We start from the raw sequence: 22,096 nt of genomic DNA on the forward strand, positions 1-22,096 counted from the left end.
CCTTGCAGTCCTTGAATTTCACGGAGCCCGCAGCGGCATGGCGGGGGACTTCAAAGCTGCTAATAAAGATAAACGCCTTCGACTATTTCCATTGGTCGACGGCGCGACACCATCTTGTCGGTGTGGCAGGCTTGCGACTAGACAGGCTGGGGATTGGGACGCAATGCCATGAGCGAGACGAGGGATCCGGACGACACGGCGAAGCGGCGCAAGGCGCCGGCGAGAGCCGCCAAGGGCGGCCGCGTCACCATGACCGACATCGCCAGGGCAGCCGGGTGCTCGCAAGCGACCGTCTCCTTCGTGCTCAACGATTCGCCCGGCATCCGGCTGTCGCAGCAGACGCGCGAGCGGGTGATCGAGGCCGCGCGTGCGCTCGGCTACGCAGCACCCGCCTTCTCGGCGCTGCGCAAACCTGTTGCCGCCTTCGATGGACTTGACGGTGTCATCGGTTTCGCTGTCGACCAGCTGGCGACAAGCCCGGAAGCCGTTGTCGCCATCGAGGGTGCGCGCCAGGCGTCGTGGAACGCCGGCAATGTGTTGCTCGTCGCGCAGACCATGGGCGACGCCGTCATGGAGCCGCGCGCCGTTGCGGCGCTCACCAGGCGCGGCATCTCGGCGCTGATCTATATGACCATCTTCACCCGGGAGATCACGGCGCCGGACTTCCTCTACGGCCTCGACATACCGGTCATCCTGCTCAACTGCTACACGGCCGATTATGCCTTCCCGGCCGTGGTGCCGTCCGAGATCGCCGGCGGCCAGAACTCGACCCGGCATCTGATCGGCCACGGCCACCGCCGCATCGCCACCATCACCGGCGAGCCGTGGATGCAGGCCGCGCAGGACCGGCTGAAAGGCTACCGCAGGGCGCTCGCCACCGCCGACATCCCGTTCGATCCCGAACTGGTGGTCGAGGGCGACTGGTCGGCGAGCGCCGGCTATGCCGCGACCGTGAAGCTTTTGGCGCTGAAAGAGCGCCCGACCGCCATCTTCTGCCAGAACGACCGCACGGCCATCGGCTGCTACGAAGCGCTGAAGGAGGCGGGCCTGCACATCCCGCAGGACATCTCCGTCGTCGGCTATGACGACGAGGAGATCGCCCGCCATCTGTTCCCGCCGCTGACGACATCGATCCTGCCGCACATGGCGATGGGCCAATGGGCGATCGAACAGCTCGAAGTGCCGCCTGCCGGCCGCGGCCGCTATCCCATCACCAAGCTGGAATGCCCGCTGGTGCAGCGGGAGTCGGTGGCAGCTGTGGCTGGATAAAGTTGAACCAGCCCATCCCGATGCAGATCGGGATGGGTCTGTTTGGTGTTTGCGCCTCAGGGCAGGGTCTATCCGGGAACGTGCCGCGGTTAGAACCGCAAGACGACAAAGGAGCGCCTGCGATAGCAGCGCCGGCGCAACCGGCCATGCCGCCAGAACGTGCGGCAGTGCCGTCTCCAGACATGCCGCCTGTGGTGGCGACGACGGTGCCATCGCCGATGCGATATCTGCTCGACATCGCCCGGGCCTTCGTCGTCATCAAACGAATTGGCATCCTGCTTGTCGAGTTCATCGAGAATGCCGTTGCCGACATTGGGAACCCCGGCCACGGCCTCGAGAGGCCGAACCGCGGTAGCAAGCGCCGCGGCCCCCGCAACGCCGAACAATGCTGTCAAGAATGATCGCCGATCCATCAAAACCTCCATCAGCAAGACAAGGCTAACATGACGAGCCTAACACAAAGCAGCTAGAGCGGGTGATACAAAAGGCCAGAGGCGAATCTTCGAGCCGGCCCAAACGGGTGACCGGACGGACGGCAGAGGTCAGATTAAGGCCGCAACCGGGCGGCGCGCTTCCTTCGGCTCGGCGACCAAGCCATGCGGAATGCCGCCGATGAAAGCGCACAGCCTGAGCGGTTCCGCCTTTCCGCGAAACGCTGAACCGCTCGGCAAAGCTCTCTCCCTAAGAATGCCCGCCACCTTGCGGCATTGGGGCTGGCTGAGAGACTGACGCCCCACGGCAGATGCGATGTTGCGGTACTCAGCGCCGCGCCAATATCCGGCAGAGCTCCTTCAGGTCCCGGTCGTAGGTGCCCTTGCCGCTGAGCACGCTGGCGCAGCGTTTCTTCATCTTGGCGATCTGGCCGGCCGACATGGCGCTGATGGCAACCACCGCCGGTCGCGTCGGCACCGCCGGCGTGTTGGGATCCCGAGGGCTGGTGGGCGCGGTCGGTGCGCCAATGCCGACCCCGACCCCGGCCGTCACCCCATTGCCCACCCCGACACCGGCGCCGACCCCGACACCGCTGCCGACGGTTGCGCCGACCCCGACCCCGACGCCCGTGCCCACCGATGCGCCGACGCCGGCCGCAACGCCGCTGGTGCCGCCAACCGTAGCGCCGACACTGGCGGTGGTGCCGCTGGTGCCGCCGACCGTTGCGCCGACATTGGCGCCCTTGCTGCCGCCGACCGAGACGCCGACGCCAAGCCCGCCGCCACTGCCGCCGACCGAGACGCCCACCCCACCGCTGCCGCCGATGCCTACACTGAGCCCGCCCGCGCCAGCCGGAAAGCACAAAGCCACGGCAACAGCGCCACCGGCCAAGGCCTTTGTTAAACTTTTAAAGAAATCCATAATGACGCTCCCCGTGTTGGTTGCCTGTACGCAGGTTGAACAGCATCCGTTACCAATATGATTACGCGAGTGTAGCGTTTTTAGTTTCTGCGAGAATAGGTAGTATTGGAAATCGTTGTTATGGCTGCTTGCGGCGATCGGAATATATATTTTGGAATTGGCGGAAAAAATCGAGGATTTGCGGTTAGACTCGGAACCTTAGACAGGCAGGACGAGTGCTCGCATGCGGGAATTTGCCGGGCGCATGCCTCAGGCCGTCTTGCGAAGCCGCTTCCCTAGGCTGCGGTGGAGAATGGACCCTCGAGAATGGGCTCGTGCTGGGGAAAGGGGACGACCCAAGAAACCCGCGACGATCTCCACCGATGTCGGGCGCGTTGTGCGTCACATCGTTCCGCTGCTCGCAGTCGACGGCGTCAGCGCTACCCTTGTGGGCATACCTTCGCCCCGTTTGGCGTTTCTGCCCTTTGGATCGGATGCCGATCGTCCGCTGGCGTTTCGAATCTCTTCAACTTACGCCGAGTTTCGCAAATCCACTTTCATCCCGGCTAACGTTCGAAGGGTTCGCCAAGCGAGGCGACACCGTTCAGCCTGAGCAAGCGGCGGTCCGCCGAGATGACACCGAGCACGACGATCGTAACGAGATAGGGAAGGCTGGAAAGCAGTTGCGATGGCAAGTCCAGACCGGTCGCCTGGGCGGCGAGGCTCATCAGCGAAACCGCGCCGAAGAGGCAGGCACCCAGGAAGATGCGGCCAGCGAGCCACGTACCAAAGACAACGAGTGCGATCGCGATCCAGCCACGTCCGGCAATCATACCGTCCGCCCAAAGGGGCGTGTACACCGCCGCCGCATAGGCGCCGGCAAAACCCGCCATCATGCCACCAAAAGCTATGGCCGCGACACGGATAGCGATGACCGGATAGCCGATGGCGTGGGCTGCCTTGGGATTCTCGCCGATTGCCCTCACGACAAGGCCGACTCTCGTATAGGCAAACATCGCCCAGATCGCAAACGTCACGGCAAGGGAAAGCCATACGACGACGTCCTGGACAAACAGCCTGCCGACTACCGGGATTTCCGAGAGGCCGGGAAAGACAAGTTTCGGGAGCCCCTTCACCGTCAAGCTCTCGTAGCTTTTGCCGAACAGCGCCGAAAGGCCTTGGCCGAGAATGCCGATCGCAAGGCCTGTCGCGACCTGGTTTGCCCGGAATCCGAGTGCCAGCACTGCAAAGACGAGGGACAGGACGGCGCTACCGAGGCCGGCGGCAACGAACCCCAGCAGGTGTCCACCGCCGTGGTAGACGACGATGAACGCGAGCACCGCGCCGAGGGCCATCAGGCCCTCTACGCCGAGGTTAAGAACACCGGCGCGCTCGACCACCAACTCGCCGAGTGCGGCAAGGAGAAAGGGGGTTGCCGCTGCGAGCATGCCCGAAATAATGAACTCGACGGCGTTCATGGCTGGCTCAGGTGATGGGGGCGGCGCCACTCGATGCGGTAGCGCACGAAGGCCACAGCGCCGAGATAGGCGAGCAGCAAGCTGCCTTGGAAGACGCGGACGGCGGCGATCGGCAGGTTTGCCGACACCATCGCATTGTCGCCGCCGATATAGAGGACAGCCATAAAGAGCGCGGAAAAGATGATGCCGACTGGATGCAAGCCGCCGAGATAGGCGACAATGATGGCCGCATAACCGTAGCCGGTCGAGATCGAGCGCTGCAACTGGCCGAGCGGACCCGCGACTTCCGCCGCGCCTGCCAGTCCCGCCGCCATGCCACCGATCAGAAGCGACAGCCAAATCGCACGCCCTTCGCTGAAGCCGGCGTAACCGGCCGCGCGCGGGGCAAGGCCGCCGACCTTGAGCTTATACCCCATGAAGCTTCGCTGCATGAAAACCCAGGCCACCAGCGAGAGCGCAAGTGTGATGAGCAGCGAGACGTTGACGCGGGTACCGGTGATCAGGGTCGGCACCATCGCGTCGTTCTGAAACATGACGGATTGTGGGAAATTGAAGCCGGCCGGGTCCTTCCATGGGCCGAGCAGCAGGTAGTTGAGGACTTGCGCCGCAACGAGGCTCAGCATCAAGGAGACCAGGATCTCGTTCGCATTGAGCCTGACGCGCCAGAAGGCGGTGATAGATGCCCAAAGTGCACCGCCGAGGGCACCGAGAAGCAGCATCAGCGGCCAGATCCACTGCCCGGTCGCCTGCGGAAACCAGACGGGGATCGCCGAGGCGAAAATAGCGCCCAGGATAAACTGGCCCTCCGCGCCGATGTTGAACACTTTTGCGCGGAAACCGATCGCCAGCCCCTGCGCAATAAGGAGAAGAGGCCCCGCCTTCAGCAGCACCTCCGCGAACGATGCCCAGGAGAGGAACGGCTCGAGAAGCATCGCGTACAGGACGGCCGCCGGATCTCGGCCTATCAGCACGTAAAGGCCCAGATTGAGGATGATCGCCATGCCAAGCGCGACAGCCGGGGCCAGCATGGCCGCGACGAGCGAGGCATGCTCCCGGCGGACGAGCGCGGGGAGGAACGTCGCGGCCCAAACGCTCATGCAGGAACCTTCTCTGGCGAGGCATGTGCTCCGATCATGTATCTGCCGATGTCTTCGGGGCGCGTGTCCCGCGTGACCAGAGGCGGACTCAGCATTCCATGATGGAGCACCTGGATGAAATCGCAGAGTTCGAAAAGTTCCTCGAGTTCCTCGGAAATTACGAGGATCGCCACGCCCAGGTTGCGCAACGCGATGAGCCGCCTTCTGATGGCGGATGCAGCGCCAATGTCTACACCCCAGGTCGGCTGCGCCACGAAAAGCAGTTTTGGCGACAGCATCATCTCGCGACCGACGATGAATTTCTGCAAGTTGCCGCCGGACAGCGAGCCCGCTTCGGCATCCGGGCCGGAGGCGCGGACGTCGTACCGACGGATGCATTCGCTGGTGAAAGCCGTCGCTCCGGCGCTGTTGATGAGGCCGCGCCTCACGAGATCGAAAGGATGGGCGGTAAGAACGGTGTTGAGCACGAGCGACATTTCAGGGACCGCGCCGCGTCCCAGCCGGTCTTCGGGCACGAAGGCGAAGCCAAATCTCCTGCGCGCGGCCGCATCGAGTGCGCCTACGTCGCGGCCCATCATGTAAATCCGGTCGCGTTGTTCCTTCAGCAGCATCGCTTCGCCCGAGATAAGCGCGGCAAGCTCGCCTTGGCCATTGCCCGATATTCCGGCTATGCCAAGAATCTCGCCTGATCGTACCGTGAGGCTGATGCCGGAGAGCGGCGTGGCAAAGGGGTCGTCCGGCGTGTAGTCCATGCCGATTATTTCCAGCCGCTTCTCCCCCTCGGGCATGGCCAACGCGGGCATCACCTCCGGCATGTCGCGGCCGATCATCATGCGGGCGAGGTCGTGCGCATCATAGTCGCGTGGGTCGACGGTGCCGATAACGCGCCCTCCACGCAGGACGGTCGCCTGGTCACAGATCGTGCGAATTTCCTCCAGTTTGTGCGAGATGAACAGGATGGACACGCCGCGGTCGCGAAGGCGCCTGAGCGTGTCGAACAGCTTCTTCACCGCCTGCGGCGGCAAGACCGAGGTCGGCTCGTCGAGAATGAGCAGCTTCGGGTCGGTCATCAGGCAGCGGATGATCTCCACCCGCTGCCGTTCGCCGACCGAGAGCGCGTGCACATCGGCGAGAGGATCTACTTCAAGGCCGAAATCCTGGCCGAGGCTGCGGATGCGCCCCGCCAGCTCCGCCTTGCCGCCGGGGACGACGAGCTGGATGTTCTCGACGACAGTCAGCGTCTCGAACAGCGAGAAATGCTGAAAGACCATGCCGATGCCCCTGCGCCGTGCCTCAGCCGGCGAGGCAAGGCGCAGATGCTCTCCGTTCCAGACGACGGTGCCTTCGTCCGGCTGTTCAACGCCATAGATGAGCTTCATCAGCGTCGATTTGCCCGCCCCATTCTCCCCGAGGATCGCATGGATCGATTGGGGCGCCACGTCCAGATCGATGGCTTGGTTGGCCCGGATCTGGCCGTAGCTCTTCGAGATGCCGCGGAGCGACAGAAGGGGCGGGGTCATGACTTACTTCGGCAGTGGTGTGGTGACACCCTTGACGTGCCAGTCCATCGCGACGATCTCGGGATCCGCTATCGTCGCACCGGCGGCGGCGGCTTCGCTGCCGTCGGCCTTGGTGATTGGACCTGTGAAGGGCGAGAAGCTGCCGTCGGCGATCTTCGCCGCCACTTCCTTGATCTTCGTCATCGTGTCGGCTGGGATATCTGAGTTCCAGTCCACGACCTCCACCACCTTTTCGGCGACGCCGAGGAAGGTGTTGGCGCCCTTGAAGGTTCCGGCCAGATGGGCATCCACGGAAGCCTTGAAGAAGGGCGACCAGTCCGTCGCGATGCAGCCGAGATATTTCTTCGGTGCATATTTCTTCATCGACGAATTGAGGTTGAACGCGTAGACGCCAGCCTCCTCGCAGGCCGAGATCACGGAGGGTGTGTCCTGCGCGTTCGAGAAGATCACGTCGCAGTTCTGTGCCATCAGCGCCTTGGCGGCTTCCTGTTCCTTGGCCGGGTCGAACCAGGAGTTCACCCAGACGACCGATACCTCGATATCGGGATTTACGGTCTGTGCGCCGAGCGTAAATGCGTTGATCGAGGTGATCAGCTCCGGAATGGCGAAGGCCGAGACGGAGCCGACCTTGCCGGTCTTGGAAAGAGCTGCGGCGGCTATGCCGAGCAGGTAAGTGCCCTGGAAATACTTCGCCGCGAAGGGCGAGAAATTCGGCGCGGTCTGGAAGCCGGAGGCATGCAGCACGGTGACCGCAGGATCGCGGCGGGCGATCTGTAGTGCACCATTCTGGTAGCCGAATGAGCCGGCGATCAGGAACTTGTTACCGTCGGCGACGGTCTTGTTCATGATCCGGTCGGCGTCCGGCCCTTCGGCGATGTTCTCGATGACGGTGATCTTCACCTTGTCGCCGTATGCGGCCTTGACCGGCTCGAGGCCGGCGGCGAGCGCATGGCCCCAGCCGACATCGCCGACCGGCGACGGGAGCACGAGCGTGATACCGAGCGGCTCGTCGGCCGCAAAGGCGGGACGGCTGCCAAGCGCGCCGGCAAGCCCTGTTGCGGCAAGGCCCTTCATCAGAGTTCTGCGGGTCAGATAGTTCAGCATGTCAGTTCCCCTGTCTTAAGTTGTTAGAATTCCACCGCGGCAAAAGCGGTTTCCGCGTCCGCAGCAAGCCGGGCCTCGTTCAGCCCGGTAAACGCACCCTTCTCCCAGACGATGCGGCCGTTGATCATGGTCATGTCGGTGGGCATGCCGATGCCGACCTTGGCGATCAGGCTCGACGGATCGTGGCGCGTGCCGACATAATCCATGCGGCGCGTGTCGATCGCGAAGAGGTCGGCGGCCATGCCGGGCGACAGTCGGCCGATGTCATTGCGGCCCAGAAGCGCGGCCCCGCCCGTTGTCGCATAGCCGAGGAAATCGACCGGCGCAGGCACGGGATGAGCGCGCGTCGAGGCCGCCAGGCATTGCAGCATGTAGGCGGAATGGATGCAGTGCATGAGGTTGGAATTGTCGTTCGAGGCAGCACCGTCGCAGCCGAGACCGACGCGCAGGCCAAAGGCGGACATGGCGGGAATATCAGTCACCTCCGCACCCACCAGATAGACCGGCTCCGGGCAATGCGAGACACCGGTGCCGCTCGCCGCCATCAGCCGCAGTTCGTCATGCGTCAGCTCCCAGCAATGGGCATAGAAAGTGTCTCGGCCGGCAAATCCGAGGTCCTCGAGATAGTCCACCGTACGCATGCCGTGGCGGGCCTCGATGATCGGGCTTTCGCCCTCGCCGACATGGGTGTGCATCCGCACCCCGCGGTCACGCGCCAGCGAAACCGATTCCACGAAGGTCTCGCGGTAGCAGTTGACCGGCTGGCAGGGAGCGACCACGACCTGACGCATGCTGAAGGGACTGGTGTCGTGATAAGTGTCGATGAGGCGTGCGCAGTCGGCGATGAATTCGTCCGTGGTCTCCAGCATCTCGTCTGGAATGGTCGAGCCTTCCGATTTTGGCAGCGTGTTGCCGCCGCGGCCCGCGTGGAAACGCATGCCGAGAAGGTCGGCCGCTTCGAACTGCCGGTCGATGAGCCGTTTTCCGGCATGGCGTGGAAAATTGTACTGGTGGTCGAAGGCCGTCGTGCAACCGTGCTTTATCATCTCTGCCATCGCCGTAATCGAGGCGTGGTAGAAACAATCCTCGTTGAGCCGGGAGAAGATCGGATAGATCCGGTCGAGCCATTCGATGACCGACAGCTTCGTCCAGTCGAGTTCGGCACGGTTGCGCACAAAGCACTGAAAGAAGTGATGGTGCGTGTTGACGAGGCCGGGATAGACGAACCAGCCGTCGGCATCCTGCACGATAGTACCGGCCGGCAACTCGCTTCTGTGCAGGCCTTCCCCGATTGCCTCGATCTGCGGGCCATTCGTCAGCACATCGACATTGCGCCGGACGATCGGACCCCTGCCCTCGTCGGTGATGACCGCTGCGCAATTCTTCAGGAGATAGCCGGTCACCTCACGCCTCGTCCAGCATGGGTCGCGGTTCGGGCTTCAACTCGTGCAGCCGGTGGATACCGGGCATCTCGATGAAATTGTCGAGGCTGCGGAGCGCTCGCGACCAGAGCCGGATCGTGGGATACGGATCGAGGGAAACGCCGCCGTCGGGCGCGAGCGCGACATAGGGAAAGCAAGCAATGTCGGCAATCGTCGGCCGGTCGGATGCGAGAAACCGATCGCCACGCATTTTTTGTTCGAAAAGGCCGGCTTCCAGCTCACGTAGTGCCGCTATGCCATTGGCCTGAAGCGCACCGATGTCACCGGGGCGCAGCAGCATCTCATGCAGGCGCGCGCCGCCGAGGTTGGCGGTCAGCCTGTGCGAGAAGGAAAGCCATTGCTGGATGCGCGCCGTCTCCTCGGGGGCGCCGCTGCCGAGCCAGGCCGGTGCTGCCTTCGCGGCGAGATAGCCAAGCATGGCGGAAGACTCGGTCAGGATCAGGTCGCCGTCTTCAAGGATCGGGATGGAGCCTCCCGGATTAAGAGCCATAAGCTCGGGGCCACGATGCTCGGCGCCGGGATGGAAGTCGACCGGGCGGATTTCGAGCTTCACACCTGACAGCGTCGCCATCAGGCGCACCTTGTAGCAACTTGGGGAGAGGACGTAGTCGTAAAGCCTCATTGTGCCACCAATTGCGCGCCGTAGGTATAATCGTGGCGCTTCAGCCAGCGGCGATAGGCGACCGAGGTCAGGTCGGCGCGCGTCGGGATTTCCATGCCGGGATCGAGCGGCAGAAGACGCGGGATCTGGTTTTCGAGGATCGAGCGGTCCTGCAGGAAAATCGTCTGCTGGAAATGGATGAGATCGGTCAGTGGTGTCTCGTCATCGAAAAGCGCCATCCATGGCCAGACGTCGCAGAGATCCTCGGCAAGCGGCTGGACGAATAGCGTAATGACATCCCATTCGCCCGGGCGCGGCGGGCAGGTCTTGTAGAGGACTGAGCAGGTCGGAGCCGGCACGCGGTACATGTATTCCGTCGTGATACCTCCGCTCGCGGATTTCGCCGCCTGCGGCTGGTAGAACTTCACCTGGGTCGCCCAGACCTCGTCCTCCTCCTCGCGTATCTCGACCTTGTAGTTTTCGACCTCGGTATGCGGCTCCGAGCCGAGGATGTCGGTATGGACGAAGGGGAAGTGTGCGATGTCGAGGAAGTTCTCGACGGCGCGGAGCGGCGAGCAGCGCACCCGCACCACGCCGACATCGACGAAGCGGCGCCCGGGCTGGTCTGCTTCGGGAATCGGGAAGACCGGTTTCTTCGGTTCGCCGAGCGACGACCAGATATGGCCATAGCGCACCGAAACCGGCAGCACGCGCCCGTTTTCGCCTGTCACTTTCGCCGCGCCATTGGCGTCGAGCGCAATCTTGATCGGCTCGCCCATCAGGGTGGTCTCGCGTCCTTCGCGGTCGAGCCGGCTGAAAAGCCCGACCGGATACCATTCGTCGCGCATCGCATCGTCGATCATGGCACAGCCCCTTTCGCCTCGATCCCTTCGGCCATGCGCCGAAGGCTCTCGGCGGCTCGCGAGGCGGCGATGCGCTCGGACGCATCGCAATCGGCTGGAACAAGGACGTGGATCAGCGTCTCGCCGGCTTCCTGCGGGATAGGCAGCAGGCGAATTGCCGGCGCGCCGGGCGCCTGCCAGACGTATCCTTCAACGGTGGCCTTCGTACCGGCAGCGACCGAGAGCGCCGAATGTCCGGCACGGGCCGTCAATGAACGGAGCGGGACGTAACCCTCAAAAAGGGGTGGCTTGCCATCAGGCTCTCCATCAGCGACCCAGATGATCCCGCCGGCCTCTTCGACCAACCGGGTCGCAACGCGAATCGTCTCCGGCGGCGTGAGGCTGGGATGGGCAGGAATGCGCAGGCACTGACCGGCCTGCGAATAGGTCCAGCCGTGATAGATGCAGGAGAGCGCCTCGCCGCGCACGAAGCCATGGGAGAGGCGCATGCCGCGATGCGGACAGCGATCCGCCGATGCCGCCAAGCGCCCCGATTGGCTTCGCCAGAGGGCAATGGGACCGGCGGGCGTCCGCGCCGGCATTACCTGTCCTGTTGGCAGATCCTGGGTAAGGGCGACCGGCACCCAGGTGTCCGTCTTGTCGGACAGCATGACCTTACTTTCCGTACTGATACTACTGTTTCCCGACCAGAGAGATGCCGGCGCAAGGAGTTGGCGAACCGCTCGATGCGGCTGACGTATGCATAATAATTTCGCAATTGCAATATTGGTTAAATTAAGTGCAAACCGAGGTAACCACACGCAAAGCTACATGTTTTTTTGCTCGACAGGCGCGCGGTCGATCGTCTCGACCCAGACCTCAATGGGCCCAAGCGAACATCCCATCTCCATCATGTCGATCAGCTCCGCCGCACCGGCAATATCGAGTTCGATGCGATCGGTGCTTGCATGAGCGATGTGGTGCGCGAGACCGAGCTTGGCCGCATGGCGCATGATCCAGGGCACGAAGGACGCGGGTTCGAGGTGGCCGCGAATGGTCATCCGCTCATGCAAGCGGTGTTGACTTTGCTTCATCACGAACGCGCGCCTTGGTGTCACGGTCAGCAGCATAGCGTCTGACTGAACGGGCGGAAGTGGTAATCGACGCGCCAATAACACCGAATATCGACTGATCGCCCGTCCCTAGACCCGGGCACTCATGCATGTCGCCCAGAAGTGCCGCGGTTGTGGGACAACGACATGCATTAAACGAAGACTTTAAAGCGCGTCGCATGAATCCGTTTCAGCGCGACGCGCTTTAGGGTTATCTGAGCTATTGTAATGCATCGGTAAGTTGGCGCACCCGACAGGATTCGAACCTGTGACCTCTGCCTTCGGAGAATGGATAGTGGCTTTCGCCGAACCTATCCGTTTCCATCCGAATGTGCGCTATGCCACTGAAATCACAAAAGAACTTTGAAATCGATCAGCGCCGACGGTACGACGGGACGGCTCAAACCCCTCCCTGCCGTGCTTACGCTTTGCTTACGCAGGGATTCTGTCAAGGAGACACCCTAGCATGGCGAAGCTGACCAAACGAACCATCGATGCCACCAAAATCAAGTCCTCGGACTATGTGATATGGGATGAAGAACTACCCGGTTTTGGCTTGCGTGTCTTCGCTTCGGGCAAGCGCAGCTATGTTCTGCAGTACCGCAGTGCCGGGCGCTCGCGTCGCTACACGATTGGCCTGCACGGAGTTTGGACTCCTGAGGAAGCCAGGCGCGAGGCGAAAGTGCTGCTGGGTCAGGTCGCAAGGGGCGGCAACCCTGCAGAGGAGCGCAAGCTTGATCGCGAGGCGATCACGGTCAAGGATCTCTGCACCCGCTACCTCGAAGATCTCAAGAATGGGCTCGTGCTCGGGAAAAGGGGACGGCCAAAGAAAGCCACGACAATCTCCACCGATGTCGGGCGCGTTGAGCGCCACATCGTCCCGCTGCTCGGCAGTCGACGGGTGCGAGATTTAGCCAAGTCCGACATCACCCAGGCTATGAAGGACATCATGGCGGGCAAGACACGCGCGAACGTCAAGACGGACAAGCTGCGGGGGCGCGCGATCGTGCGCGGTGGAGCGGGCACGGCGGCTCGAACGATAGGTCTCTTCGGTGGTATTCTCACCTATGCGGTCGAACTCGGCATCATCGAGCAGAACCCTGTGCATGGTGTTCGCAAGCCGAAGGACAGGGTTAACGCGCGCCGCCTCAGCGAGCAGGAGTATCGCACGCTGGGCGATATTTTGCGGAAAGCGGCCGCGGACGGGCAGCACGAGGCCACCGCGGAAATGATCCGGGTGATCGCCCTGACGGGCTGCCGGCGCAGCGAAGTGATCGGCCTACGTTACGGAGAAGTCGATGTTGAGGGCAGTTGCCTGCGCCTGACCGACAGCAAGGAAGGAGCGTCGGTGCGTCCGATCGGTCTGCCGGTCCTGGAATACCTCGAGGATCGCCGCCAAGAGGAAGAGGGCGCCGAAAATTATGTCTTCCCTGGCTGGGAGGATGACACGCCATTCGGGAGCTTCCCCAGGCACTGGACGAAACTACTCGAGAAGACCGACCTGGCCGGTATCACACCCCATGTTCTGCGGCACAGCTTCGCTAGCATCGCCAACGACCTTGGGTTCACCGAGGCAACAATCGCCGCCTTGGTCGGTCATTCACGAGGGTCGGTGACGAGCCGCTACATCCATACTGTAGATACCGCACTCATCATGGCGGCTGACAGCATTGCTGGCTACATTCAGGGCCTGCTGGACGGCGTAGCCTTCAGACATACCTCCTATGCGCTCGATCGGAATTCGAGGAAGTTGGCGCTTGCCCACTTCCTGGGAAAGCCGACACCGAAAGGAAGGAGTGCCGAGCGATCCGCAGCGTGATCGAACGTCCGCTTCGCGCCCAATGTCGGTCATTGAGCAAGCCATAGTTGCATCCGAAAGCGGACACTTCCGCCACCGGCCACCTTTGCGCTTACCGGCTATCCCAACGGAGCAACAGGCGGTTACGCTCGACGCCGCTCGGCGCCTCGGTAATCGACGCTCTTCAAAATTCAGACTGGACCCGGTGCCCCTACTGACGAAGCCAGTAGCACTAACGCCTTCCCGCCCTGGGCCGCGTTCGCTATGTCTGGCCGCGCCGTCCGCCTTGGATCCACCTGATGTGCCCAGGACAGCTTGTATGACCACAAGCTAATATGCTACCTTGCACAATGCGCGGATTGCTGGCACTTGGAATGCTGGTTTTGGCGGCTACGACAGCAGCCGCAGGTGAGCAGTTGTTCGACTCCATCGCCGCCGGCGACAAGGGTGCCGTGGAGCAAGCCCTGGCAGGCGGTGCCGACGTCGACAGCCGGGCGCGCGACCAGGCAACGCTGCTCATCGCTGCAGCGCTCGATAACCAGCCGGAAATCGCCGACTTCTTGCTGGCCAAGGGTGCCGACATCATGGCGCGTAACTCGGGCGGCTTTACCCCGCTTCATGCGGCGGCCTTCTCGGGCAGCCTGCCGATCGCCAAGCTGCTGCTGGAAAAAGGCGCGGTGCTCGACGATGCCGCCAACAAGGCGGGTGCTACGCCGTTGCTGGTGGCCGGCGAGGAAAACCACATTGAACTGGCCGAGTTCCTCATTGCGAAAGGTGCCAATGTGAACCATGCCGAGGGGCATGGCTACATGCCGATAACGCGCGCATTCTGGAAGGGCAACACGGATATCATACGACTTTTCAAACGCCATGGTGCTACCTGCCAAGCCAAAATTCTTGGCGAGGCGAACGCGGCGAAGTGCGCCGAGATCCACGATTAACGGAGGATACAGATGAGCACGATGATCAAGCCACGACTGGTTCGGAGTTTGGGGACGGCTGCCCTGGTCGCGGTAGCTGTGGTCGCCGGCGCGGGATCGGCATGTGCCGACGATTCGGTAAACACCGGCTATTTTGGTGGTGTGGCGATCATGGGCTACGACACGGTCGCTTACTTCACTGACGGCAAGGCCGTGAAGGGCTCCGAAGAGTTCACTTATGAATGGCTGGGGACACCTTGGCATTTCGCCAGCAAGAAACACCAGGAAATGTTCATGAGCGAACCGGTCAAGTACGCTCCTCAATATGGCGGGTACTGCGCCGGCGAAGTCGTGGGCGGGGGGGTCACGGTCAATGTCGATCCTGAGGCATTCAAGATTATCGACGGCAAGCTCTACCTGATCTACGACGTCGACAATGCGGATGATTTCGCCGCGCATGCAGCTGAAAATATCCCGAAAGCCGATGCCAACTGGCCGAAGGTCGCGGCCAATTTGGAACTCGATCACTATCATTGAGACGCGCGTGTGCGTCTACCGAACCACGGTGAAGTGAAACACCTTGCTTGTATTGGCATAGGAGTAGCTTTTGCCGGCTGCGTCGTTGCGTCTGTAGACGGGACCACAGTCGGGGCGACCGAACAGGTTCTCGCTCTGCTCGCACAACAGATCGCCATCGACGTAGACGGTCTCGGTGACTAGCCGCGTCGTAGAGCGGAAGGCCGCCTTGCCGTCGCTTCCAATCTGAAGGAAGGCTGGTTGGAGACCGGGTTCGATCTGGCCTTGCAGTGTATGGCCAATGACGAGGGACGCGATCTCGGCACCCTTTAACTGGTCCTGTTCGGCCGGGGTAAAGCCGAAGCGCCATTGGGGTAGGCCCGCCTGGCGCAGTGCGGCGACGAGTATCGCCAGATCCTGCGGATTCCGAAAATGTGCATGAGTCATCTCCCACCCAGCCAAAGAGTCCACGTAGCTGGACCCTGCTACGAGGCGGAGCCCCTCGGCGATTGCGGCTTTCGCATCCGGTAGGCGGCCGCCCCGGACATACGCCGCAGCGAGCGTAAACCGAAAGTTGCCAACCGTGGACGCATCGTCGCGTGTGTGCTCGAGAGTCTCGATCGCTTTCTCGACATTGCCCTGGAGCAGAAAAACCAGCCCAGCAGTTTCCCGGTTGATCGCTGAGAGGTCGGGGTCGAGCCTGAGCGCCGTCTCGACCGCAGTGGCTGCCTCGGCATGATTGCCGGCGTATAACTGAACATATCCAAGGGCTGCTTGCGCCTCTGCATCGCCCGGACCGATTGAAACAGCCTTCTTGGCAGAGGCAATCGCATCTTCGTAGCGGCGATTCACGACCTGCATGATCCCAAGAATAGCATAGGGCGACGAAAGGTCAGGGTCGAGTTCCAAAGCTCGGCTCGCCTTCTCATAGGCTCTCTTTCGTGCTGGCGCGCTCTGGATGACGTCGTTGAAGGCCTCCCGCCAGATATAGACTGTGGTGCGCGCGTCGGCCGCGAAGGCTTCGGCAAAGGCGGGGTCAAGCTCCTCCGCCTTGTCGTAGAGCGCAAGCGCCTCCCGCAGCCCGGCCTGCAGGACGCTGCGTGACGCCGTCTCGGCTTGTAGATAGTAATCATAGGCCTCGAGATTGCTCGTCGGCGGCCGCGCCATGCGCTCGCTTTCCGCTGCCGAAGGTTGCATGCCAAGCGCCTTGGCGATCTCGCCGCTCATCTCGTGCTGGACGGCAAACACGCCGGCCATGCCACGGTCGAACCGGTTGGCCCACAGATTGTCGCCCGTTGCCGTATCGATGAGCTGGGCATTGAGGCGAATCTGCTCGCCCGTGCGGCGGACGCTCCCCTCGACAACGAAGCGGACGCGAAGGTCGCGCGCGACGTCCGCCAGCGCTGCAGGCTTGTTCTTGTAGGCGAACACCGAGTTGCGCGCGATGACGTCCAGACCGGACAGCTTGGTGAGGTCGGTGATCAGATCCTCGGTGATGCCGTCAGCGAAATAGTCCTGGCCTGGATCGCCGCCGAGGTTTGCAAACGGCAGCACGGCAACCGATGGCCGCGATGGCACTGAGAACTTCTGCCATGCGAAAATGCCGGCAATCGCGGCGATCGCCAAGGCGGCGGCGCCTGCCAGGATGATGACGCGCGAGCTCGGCCGGTGTGGCGCGGCCGTGACCTTTCCCGATGCTGCGGGATCCAGCAGCAATCGATAGGCGCGAACCGGATCGGCGATGTTCTTGAGGCGCTGCTCGCCAAGACTGGCAAAGCCGACATCAACCTTGTGAACGGCATGATCAAATGCGGTTCCGGAGATACATACACCCCCCGGCTCGGCCATAGCCTCGAGGCGCGCGGCGATGTTGACGCCATCGCCGTAGATGTCATTTTCCTCTACGATGACATCACCGAGATTGACGCCGATGCGAAACCGGATGTGGCGGGGGTCGGAGGTGCCCGGGTCTCGGACAGCCATCCGGCGCTGAATCGCGGCAGCGCATTGGACGGCATCAACGACGCTGGCGAATTCGACCAGCGCCCCGTCTCCCATGAGCTTGATAATCCGACCGTGGAATTCCTTGATCGCGGGGTCGACCAGTTCTCGACGGCAACCCTTCAGTCGTTCGAGCGTGCCGACCTCATCCTCGCCCATGAGCGTGCTGTAGCCGACCACGTCGGCAGCAAGGATCGCGGTAAGCCTTCGCTCCATACCTGCCTGCGCCCTCCTTGGTCGATCAAGCGGCTTCGCGCAGCCTATTCTACTCCCGCATCGGACGCGAGTGTGTGCGTCCGTTATGACGCGCGTGTGCTTCTACTGAACAACCGTAAAGTGAAACACCTTGCTTGAGTTGACGAAGGAATAGCCGCCGCCTCCATCGTCGCGGCGTTTATAGACGGGTCCACAGTCGGGGCGCCCGAACATATTCTCGCTCAGCTCGCACAATAAGTCGCCATCGACACGGACGGTCTCGGTGACTAGCCGCGTCGTAGAGCGGAAGGCCGCCTTGCCGTCGCTTCCGATCTGAAGGAAGGCTGGTTGGAGACCGGGCTCAAGCTGACCCTGCAGAGTATGGCCCAGCACCAGCGAGGCGATCTCCTTGCCCTTCAAGCGGTTGTGCTCATCGCCGGTGAAACCGAACGGCCATTCGGGCAAGCCCGCCTGCTGCAACGCGTCGACGATGAGAGCCAAATCCTGCGGGTTACGATATTGGGCACCGTTGAGTCGGTATGCGGACAATGAATCGAAACCTGGTGTGGACATGGCACCTAGCCCCTCGGCCACTGCCGCCCTGGCATCCTGCAGGCGGCCGGCGCGGGCGTAGGCGGCACCAAGCGTGATCGTGAAATCTCCGACTGACGGCGCATCGTCGCGGGTGCGTTCGAGGGCCTCGATCGCCCTGTCGTTGCTCCCTTGAATTAGAAAGACCAGACCGGCAATTTGCCGGTTTACAGGTGAAAGGTTGGGATCGAGCCTGAGCGCCGTCTCGACCGCTTCGGCAGCCTCAGCATGACTGCCGGCGAACAGTTGCACGTATCCCAGGGCTATTTGCGTCTCAGCATCGCCGGGGCCGAGTGCGACGGCTCGCTCGACCGAAGCGATGGCTTCCTCGTAGCGGCGATCCACGACCTGCATGATCCCAAGAATAGCATAGGGCGACGAAAGGTCAGGGTCGAGTTGCAAAGCTCGGCTCGCCTTCTCATAGGCTCTCTTTCGTGCTGGCGCGCTCTGCATGATGTCATTGAACGATTCACGCCAGATATACACCGTCGTGCTTGCATCCGCCGCGAAGGCTTCCGCAAAAGCGGGGTCGAGCTGCTCGGCCTTGTCGTAGAGCGTGAGCGCCTCCCGCAGGCCGTCGCGCCGACCGGTCCGTGCTGTCTGCTCGGCACGAAGATAGAAGTCGTAGGCTTCGAGGTTTTCGGTCGGCGGCCGCGCCATGCGTTCGCTTTCCGCTGCCGAAGGTTGCATGCCAAGCGCCTTGGCGATCTCGCCGCTCATCTCGTGCTGGACGGCAAACACGCCGGCCATGCCACGGTCGAACCGGTTGGCCCACAGATTGTCGCCCGTTGCCGTATCGATGAGCTGGGCATTGAGGCGAATCTGCTCGCCCGTGCGGCGGACGCTCCCCTCGACAACGAAGCGGACGCCAAGGTCGCGCGCGACGTCCGCCAGCGCTGCAGGCTTGTTCTTGTAGGCGAACACCGAGTTGCGCGCGATGACGTCCAGACCGGACAGCTTGGTGAGGTCGGTGATCAGATCCTCGGTGATGCCGTCAGCGAAATAGTCCTGGCCTGGATCGCCGCCGAGGTTTGCAAACGGCAGCACGGCAACCGATGGCCGCGATGGCACTGAGAACTTCTGCCATGCGAAAATGCCGGCAATCGCGGCGATCGCCAAGGCGGCGGCGCCTGCCAGGATGATGACGCGCGAGCTCGGCCGGTGTGGCGCGGCCGTGACCTTTCCCGATGCTGCGGGATCCAGCAGCAATCGATAGGCGCGAACCGGATCGGCGATGTTCTTGAGGCGCTGCTCGCCAAGACTGGCAAAGCCGACATCAACCTTGTGAACGGCATGATCAAATGCGGTTCCGGAGATACATACACCCCCCGGCTCGGCCATAGCCTCGAGGCGCGCGGCGATGTTGACGCCATCGCCGTAGATGTCATTTTCCTCTACGATGACATCACCGAGATTGACGCCGATGCGAAACCGGATGTGGCGGGGGTCGGAGGTGCCCGGGTCTCGGACAGCCATCCGGCGCTGAATCGCGGCAGCGCATTGGACGGCATCAACGACGCTGGCGAATTCGACCAGCGCCCCGTCTCCCATGAGCTTGATAATCCGACCGTGGAATTCCTTGATCGCGGGGTCGACCAGTTCTCGACGGCAACCCTTCAGTCGTTCGAGCGTGCCGACCTCATCCTCGCCCATGAGCGTGCTGTAGCCGACCACGTCGGCAGCAAGGATCGCGGTAAGCCTTCGCTCCATGTGCGGTTGTCCTGCCTCCCTAGCTCAAAGCTTCGCTGAGCGTATTCGACTGGCGTTTCGAATGCGAGCATGCTTGGCCTACTGGACAGCGATAATGCAACCACGTCGTTTTGAAGACATTGCCCTCATGGCTTAGCCTTGTGCGAAACCGGATGTTGCCGCATGGCTGATGTGGGTCGAGATCGGCCTCTGTCGTTCTTAACTGACCACAAGCGGACTTACTGGTCCCGGCCCCAAGGCTGCCGGACCGCAATGCGCCTCATCTCGGCCGTTGCAGCCACCTTTGATACCTTTTGAAAGCAGACTTTGACGGCGACCACGCTGGAGTTCGCAGTGCGCACTGTGCGTCACGACGAGTATGAGGTGACCGGCCTAACCGCGTGGTCGGGCGGTCGAGCCGCGGACCAAGAGTTCGACCGGTATGATCACCTGGCTCGGGGCGCCGTTTGCAAACACCGTCGTGGCGGCAAGTCTCCCCTTCCCGACAATGTCTTGAGCCACTGTCGTGAGCGGGGGCGTGGTGCGCGAAGACTCCGCAGTGCCATCGAAGCCGACGACAGACATGTGTTCGGGTATCTTGATATTGCGCCGACGCGCTTCGTCCAGGACGGTGATTGCCTGCCAGTCCGACATAGTCAAGATCGCCGTTGCCTGCGGAACCTGGTCGAATACGACCGCTCCGGCCGAAGGCTCACCTGGGGTCGTCTCTATGATCGGGACATTGTCGATTGACAGACCGAGCTCAGCCAAACCCTGTGCGAAGCCGAAAAGTCTCTCCTGATCGAGTTGAAAACCGGCAGAGATAGCGCGCGGGGAATTGCCAGGCAAATGGACGATGGGTGACCCCGATGTGCGCCGAATGGAAAGGATTGCAAAACGCCGATGTCCAAGAGCAGCCAGATGCCTGATGGCCGCCAGCGCCCCGCTCCTGCCGTCTATCCGGATAGAATTCACGTCCGGACCGGCATCGCTCTCGAGGATGACGAAGGGAAGCCGCCGGCGCCGTAAAGACGCGATCAACTCGATGTCCGCGCTGTGGCCCAGAATGAAGCCGTCAACCAAGGCCTCTCGAATGGTGGAGGTGCGTGTCTCGTCCGTACCATTGACCAAACTCAATGTCGCTCCAGCCTCGTCACAAGCAAGCGAAACGCCAAGCACCAGCTCGCGCAGATATGGGCTCCTGATCATATCGGCAATGGCGTATGCGCCCGGGGGGATCAGGCCTATGGCGTTGAACTTGCCGTCGCGCAGCACGCGTCCCCTCGGGTCGGGGCCATCATAACCAAGCTGACGCGCCGCGGTCTCGACGCGCTGGCGCAGATCGGATCGCACCAGATCCGGATGGTTGAATACGTTGGAGACGGTGCCGCGGGAGACTCCAGCGAGCCGGCCGACATCGGCGAGCGTAGGCATTTTAGAAGCGTTCATTTCCCTCAGTTAGACAATTTCTTGGAGCGCTCCAAGTTTTTTCTTGACGCTAGGTCCAAAATGTTGGAACTTGCACTTGGAGCGCTCCAAAAATTGAAAGTAGCAGTTCGGCATCTGTGCCGAGCATCGGCCAAGCTGATTTCGAAAATCATCAAGGAGGATTAGGATGGCTACGACCAATGGTGCTCCGACCTCGCTCGTCGGAAAGACTTTTGATTGCTCATTCGGACAGTTCGTACCGAGGTTGACGGTCCTGTCGCCGACCGAATTGCGGGTGCAGGCGACGATCGGCGCTACCGAGATCGACGAGGTGGTTCAGAGCAATCTGACCGGCGTTCGACCCGGACTTTTCATCATGAGTTGGACCGAGCAAGGCGGCAACTTCGTCGTGCAGGTTCAAGATCACGAGAACCAGATCGTTCATAACTATGCGCGACTGGCGGACGGGCAGCAGTTCTGCGCCCAAGGCACAATTCAACCAGTGACGACGGCGTGAGGGCCGCCTGTCTATCTGAGAGGAGAATTACGCCATGACTACCAAGGTGATCGACCAGACCGATCCTACGCAGTGGGATCCAAAGCTTGACGCCGTTATCGCGGCTCCCGGAAACCATAAGGTGTTGTTTGAGAATGACCGGCTACGTGTGCTTGAGGTAATCCTCAAGCCCGACGAGGAAGAGCCGACACATCACCACCGCTGGCCTTCAGTATTCGTGTTCGATGAGGTGGAAGGCCCTATCCACGACTTCGCGCCGGATGGAACCATGATGCCGCCCAATCGAGATGTCATCCAGGCGGTTCAGGCATGGGACGGTCAAGGCTGTCTCGTGGTGCATATGGCCCCCCAACCAGCGGGTCGCGTGCTCAACGCTTCGAGCAAGACCCTGCATGGTATCCGTGTCGAGATGAAGTCATAAAGCAGACGTGATCCTGGCCACCGGAACTCGCGCACGCTGAACGTCCACTTCTGACGGATTGAAGCCTTAAAGCTGCCAGTTGGCTTGCGGTCCCCAAGGTTGCCCGACAGCTTTGCGCTTCATCTCAGCCGTTGCGGACAGATTTGCCACTGATTGAAAGCGGGCATCGCGGCGACCACGCTGGTCGTCGCTCGCGACTCAGCGCGATCAAAGCTCCCACGGC

Annotated in this window: 20 protein-coding genes; 7 read left to right on the forward strand and 13 right to left on the reverse strand. The window is 62.0% G+C overall.

The features are described from left to right. Positions 1-168 precede the first annotated feature (168 nt). Together ACYG9Z_RS15340 and ACYG9Z_RS15345 are read left to right on the forward strand one after the other, a co-directional pair. Complete coding sequence (locus tag ACYG9Z_RS15340) at positions 169-1,269, forward strand: LacI family DNA-binding transcriptional regulator (RefSeq protein WP_031244143.1); 1,101 nt, start codon at positions 169-171, stop codon at positions 1,267-1,269. Positions 1,270-1,271: 2 nt separating this feature from the next. Continuing rightward, positions 1,272-1,670: a hypothetical protein gene (locus ACYG9Z_RS15345; RefSeq protein ID WP_460223155.1), complete on the forward strand. Its 399-nt coding sequence runs from the start codon at positions 1,272-1,274 to the stop codon at positions 1,668-1,670. A gap of 358 nt (positions 1,671-2,028) precedes the next feature. Here the strand turns inward: ACYG9Z_RS15345 and ACYG9Z_RS15350 are convergent, their stop codons facing one another. The 10 genes from ACYG9Z_RS15350 to ACYG9Z_RS15395 all read right to left on the reverse strand — a co-directional run bounded on the left by ACYG9Z_RS15350 (position 2,029) and on the right by ACYG9Z_RS15395 (position 11,779). Next, positions 2,029-2,622, reverse strand: coding sequence for a hypothetical protein (locus tag ACYG9Z_RS15350; RefSeq protein ID WP_286461242.1), 594 nt, complete (start codon positions 2,620-2,622; stop codon positions 2,029-2,031). Between the two features lie 545 nt (positions 2,623-3,167). Beyond that, a complete protein-coding gene (locus ACYG9Z_RS15355) occupies positions 3,168-4,079 on the reverse strand; it encodes an ABC transporter permease (protein ID WP_023734807.1) in 912 nt (303 codons plus the stop codon). Next, the gene (locus tag ACYG9Z_RS15360; protein ID WP_023695008.1) at positions 4,076-5,176 is read right to left on the reverse strand and encodes an ABC transporter permease; all 1,101 of its coding nucleotides are present in this window, start codon (positions 5,174-5,176) and stop codon (positions 4,076-4,078) included. Before ACYG9Z_RS15360 ends, ACYG9Z_RS15355 begins: the two co-directional genes overlap by 4 nt. Continuing rightward, a complete protein-coding gene (locus ACYG9Z_RS15365; protein WP_023683612.1) occupies positions 5,173-6,696 on the reverse strand; it encodes an ABC transporter ATP-binding protein in 1,524 nt (507 codons plus the stop codon). The genes ACYG9Z_RS15360 and ACYG9Z_RS15365 overlap by 4 nt, the downstream gene beginning before the upstream one ends. Before the next feature lie 3 nt (positions 6,697-6,699). Next, positions 6,700-7,797, reverse strand: coding sequence for a BMP family ABC transporter substrate-binding protein (locus tag ACYG9Z_RS15370; RefSeq protein ID WP_196814159.1), 1,098 nt, complete (start codon positions 7,795-7,797; stop codon positions 6,700-6,702). Between the two features lie 26 nt (positions 7,798-7,823). Beyond that, a complete protein-coding gene (locus ACYG9Z_RS15375; RefSeq protein ID WP_023714513.1) occupies positions 7,824-9,203 on the reverse strand; it encodes an amidohydrolase in 1,380 nt (459 codons plus the stop codon). 1 nt (position 9,204) lies between these two features. Continuing rightward, entirely contained in the window at positions 9,205-9,864 is a 660-nt protein-coding gene (locus ACYG9Z_RS15380) for a glutathione S-transferase family protein (RefSeq protein ID WP_023683611.1), read from the reverse strand. Further along, the gene (locus ACYG9Z_RS15385) at positions 9,861-10,706 is read right to left on the reverse strand and encodes an aromatic ring-hydroxylating oxygenase subunit alpha (protein WP_023683610.1); all 846 of its coding nucleotides are present in this window, start codon (positions 10,704-10,706) and stop codon (positions 9,861-9,863) included. The genes ACYG9Z_RS15380 and ACYG9Z_RS15385 overlap by 4 nt, the downstream gene beginning before the upstream one ends. Then, positions 10,703-11,356, reverse strand: coding sequence for a Rieske 2Fe-2S domain-containing protein (locus ACYG9Z_RS15390; RefSeq protein WP_023683609.1), 654 nt, complete (start codon positions 11,354-11,356; stop codon positions 10,703-10,705). Before ACYG9Z_RS15390 ends, ACYG9Z_RS15385 begins: the two co-directional genes overlap by 4 nt. Before the next feature lie 156 nt (positions 11,357-11,512). Continuing rightward, the gene (locus ACYG9Z_RS15395) at positions 11,513-11,779 is read right to left on the reverse strand and encodes an acylphosphatase (RefSeq protein ID WP_031244320.1); all 267 of its coding nucleotides are present in this window, start codon (positions 11,777-11,779) and stop codon (positions 11,513-11,515) included. Positions 11,780-12,263: 484 nt separating this feature from the next. Between ACYG9Z_RS15395 and ACYG9Z_RS15400 the strand changes: the two genes are divergently transcribed. The 3 genes from ACYG9Z_RS15400 (at position 12,264) to ACYG9Z_RS15410 (ending at position 15,052) form a co-directional block, all read left to right on the forward strand. Beyond that, on the forward strand, positions 12,264-13,616 hold the full coding sequence (locus ACYG9Z_RS15400) for a tyrosine-type recombinase/integrase (protein ID WP_023699405.1): 1,353 nt from the start codon (positions 12,264-12,266) through the stop codon (positions 13,614-13,616). 329 nt (positions 13,617-13,945) lie between these two features. Further along, the gene (locus tag ACYG9Z_RS15405) at positions 13,946-14,536 is read left to right on the forward strand and encodes an ankyrin repeat domain-containing protein (RefSeq protein ID WP_023695862.1); all 591 of its coding nucleotides are present in this window, start codon (positions 13,946-13,948) and stop codon (positions 14,534-14,536) included. A gap of 12 nt (positions 14,537-14,548) precedes the next feature. Next, entirely contained in the window at positions 14,549-15,052 is a 504-nt protein-coding gene (locus tag ACYG9Z_RS15410; protein WP_023707420.1) for a YHS domain-containing (seleno)protein, read from the forward strand. Positions 15,053-15,067: 15 nt separating this feature from the next. Here ACYG9Z_RS15410 and ACYG9Z_RS15415 read toward each other — a convergent pair whose 3' ends face one another. The 3 genes from ACYG9Z_RS15415 to ACYG9Z_RS15425 all read right to left on the reverse strand — a co-directional run bounded on the left by ACYG9Z_RS15415 (position 15,068) and on the right by ACYG9Z_RS15425 (position 20,941). After that, a complete protein-coding gene (locus ACYG9Z_RS15415) occupies positions 15,068-17,248 on the reverse strand; it encodes an adenylate/guanylate cyclase domain-containing protein (protein ID WP_286461260.1) in 2,181 nt (726 codons plus the stop codon). A 102-nt stretch (positions 17,249-17,350) separates the two neighbouring features. After that, the gene (locus tag ACYG9Z_RS15420) at positions 17,351-19,528 is read right to left on the reverse strand and encodes an adenylate/guanylate cyclase domain-containing protein (protein WP_286461259.1); all 2,178 of its coding nucleotides are present in this window, start codon (positions 19,526-19,528) and stop codon (positions 17,351-17,353) included. Between the two features lie 372 nt (positions 19,529-19,900). Continuing rightward, entirely contained in the window at positions 19,901-20,941 is a 1,041-nt protein-coding gene (locus ACYG9Z_RS15425) for a LacI family DNA-binding transcriptional regulator (RefSeq protein WP_023751121.1), read from the reverse strand. A gap of 181 nt (positions 20,942-21,122) precedes the next feature. On the opposite strand from ACYG9Z_RS15425, the gene ACYG9Z_RS15430 reads away from it, so the two are divergent. Together ACYG9Z_RS15430 and ACYG9Z_RS15435 are read left to right on the forward strand one after the other, a co-directional pair. Next, complete coding sequence (locus tag ACYG9Z_RS15430; RefSeq protein WP_023699226.1) at positions 21,123-21,452, forward strand: MoaF-related domain-containing protein; 330 nt, start codon at positions 21,123-21,125, stop codon at positions 21,450-21,452. A gap of 34 nt (positions 21,453-21,486) precedes the next feature. Next, complete coding sequence (locus tag ACYG9Z_RS15435) at positions 21,487-21,873, forward strand: hypothetical protein (RefSeq protein ID WP_023699225.1); 387 nt, start codon at positions 21,487-21,489, stop codon at positions 21,871-21,873. Positions 21,874-22,096: the final 223 nt, after the last annotated feature.

Source organism: Mesorhizobium sp. RSR380A (genome assembly GCF_054719385.1).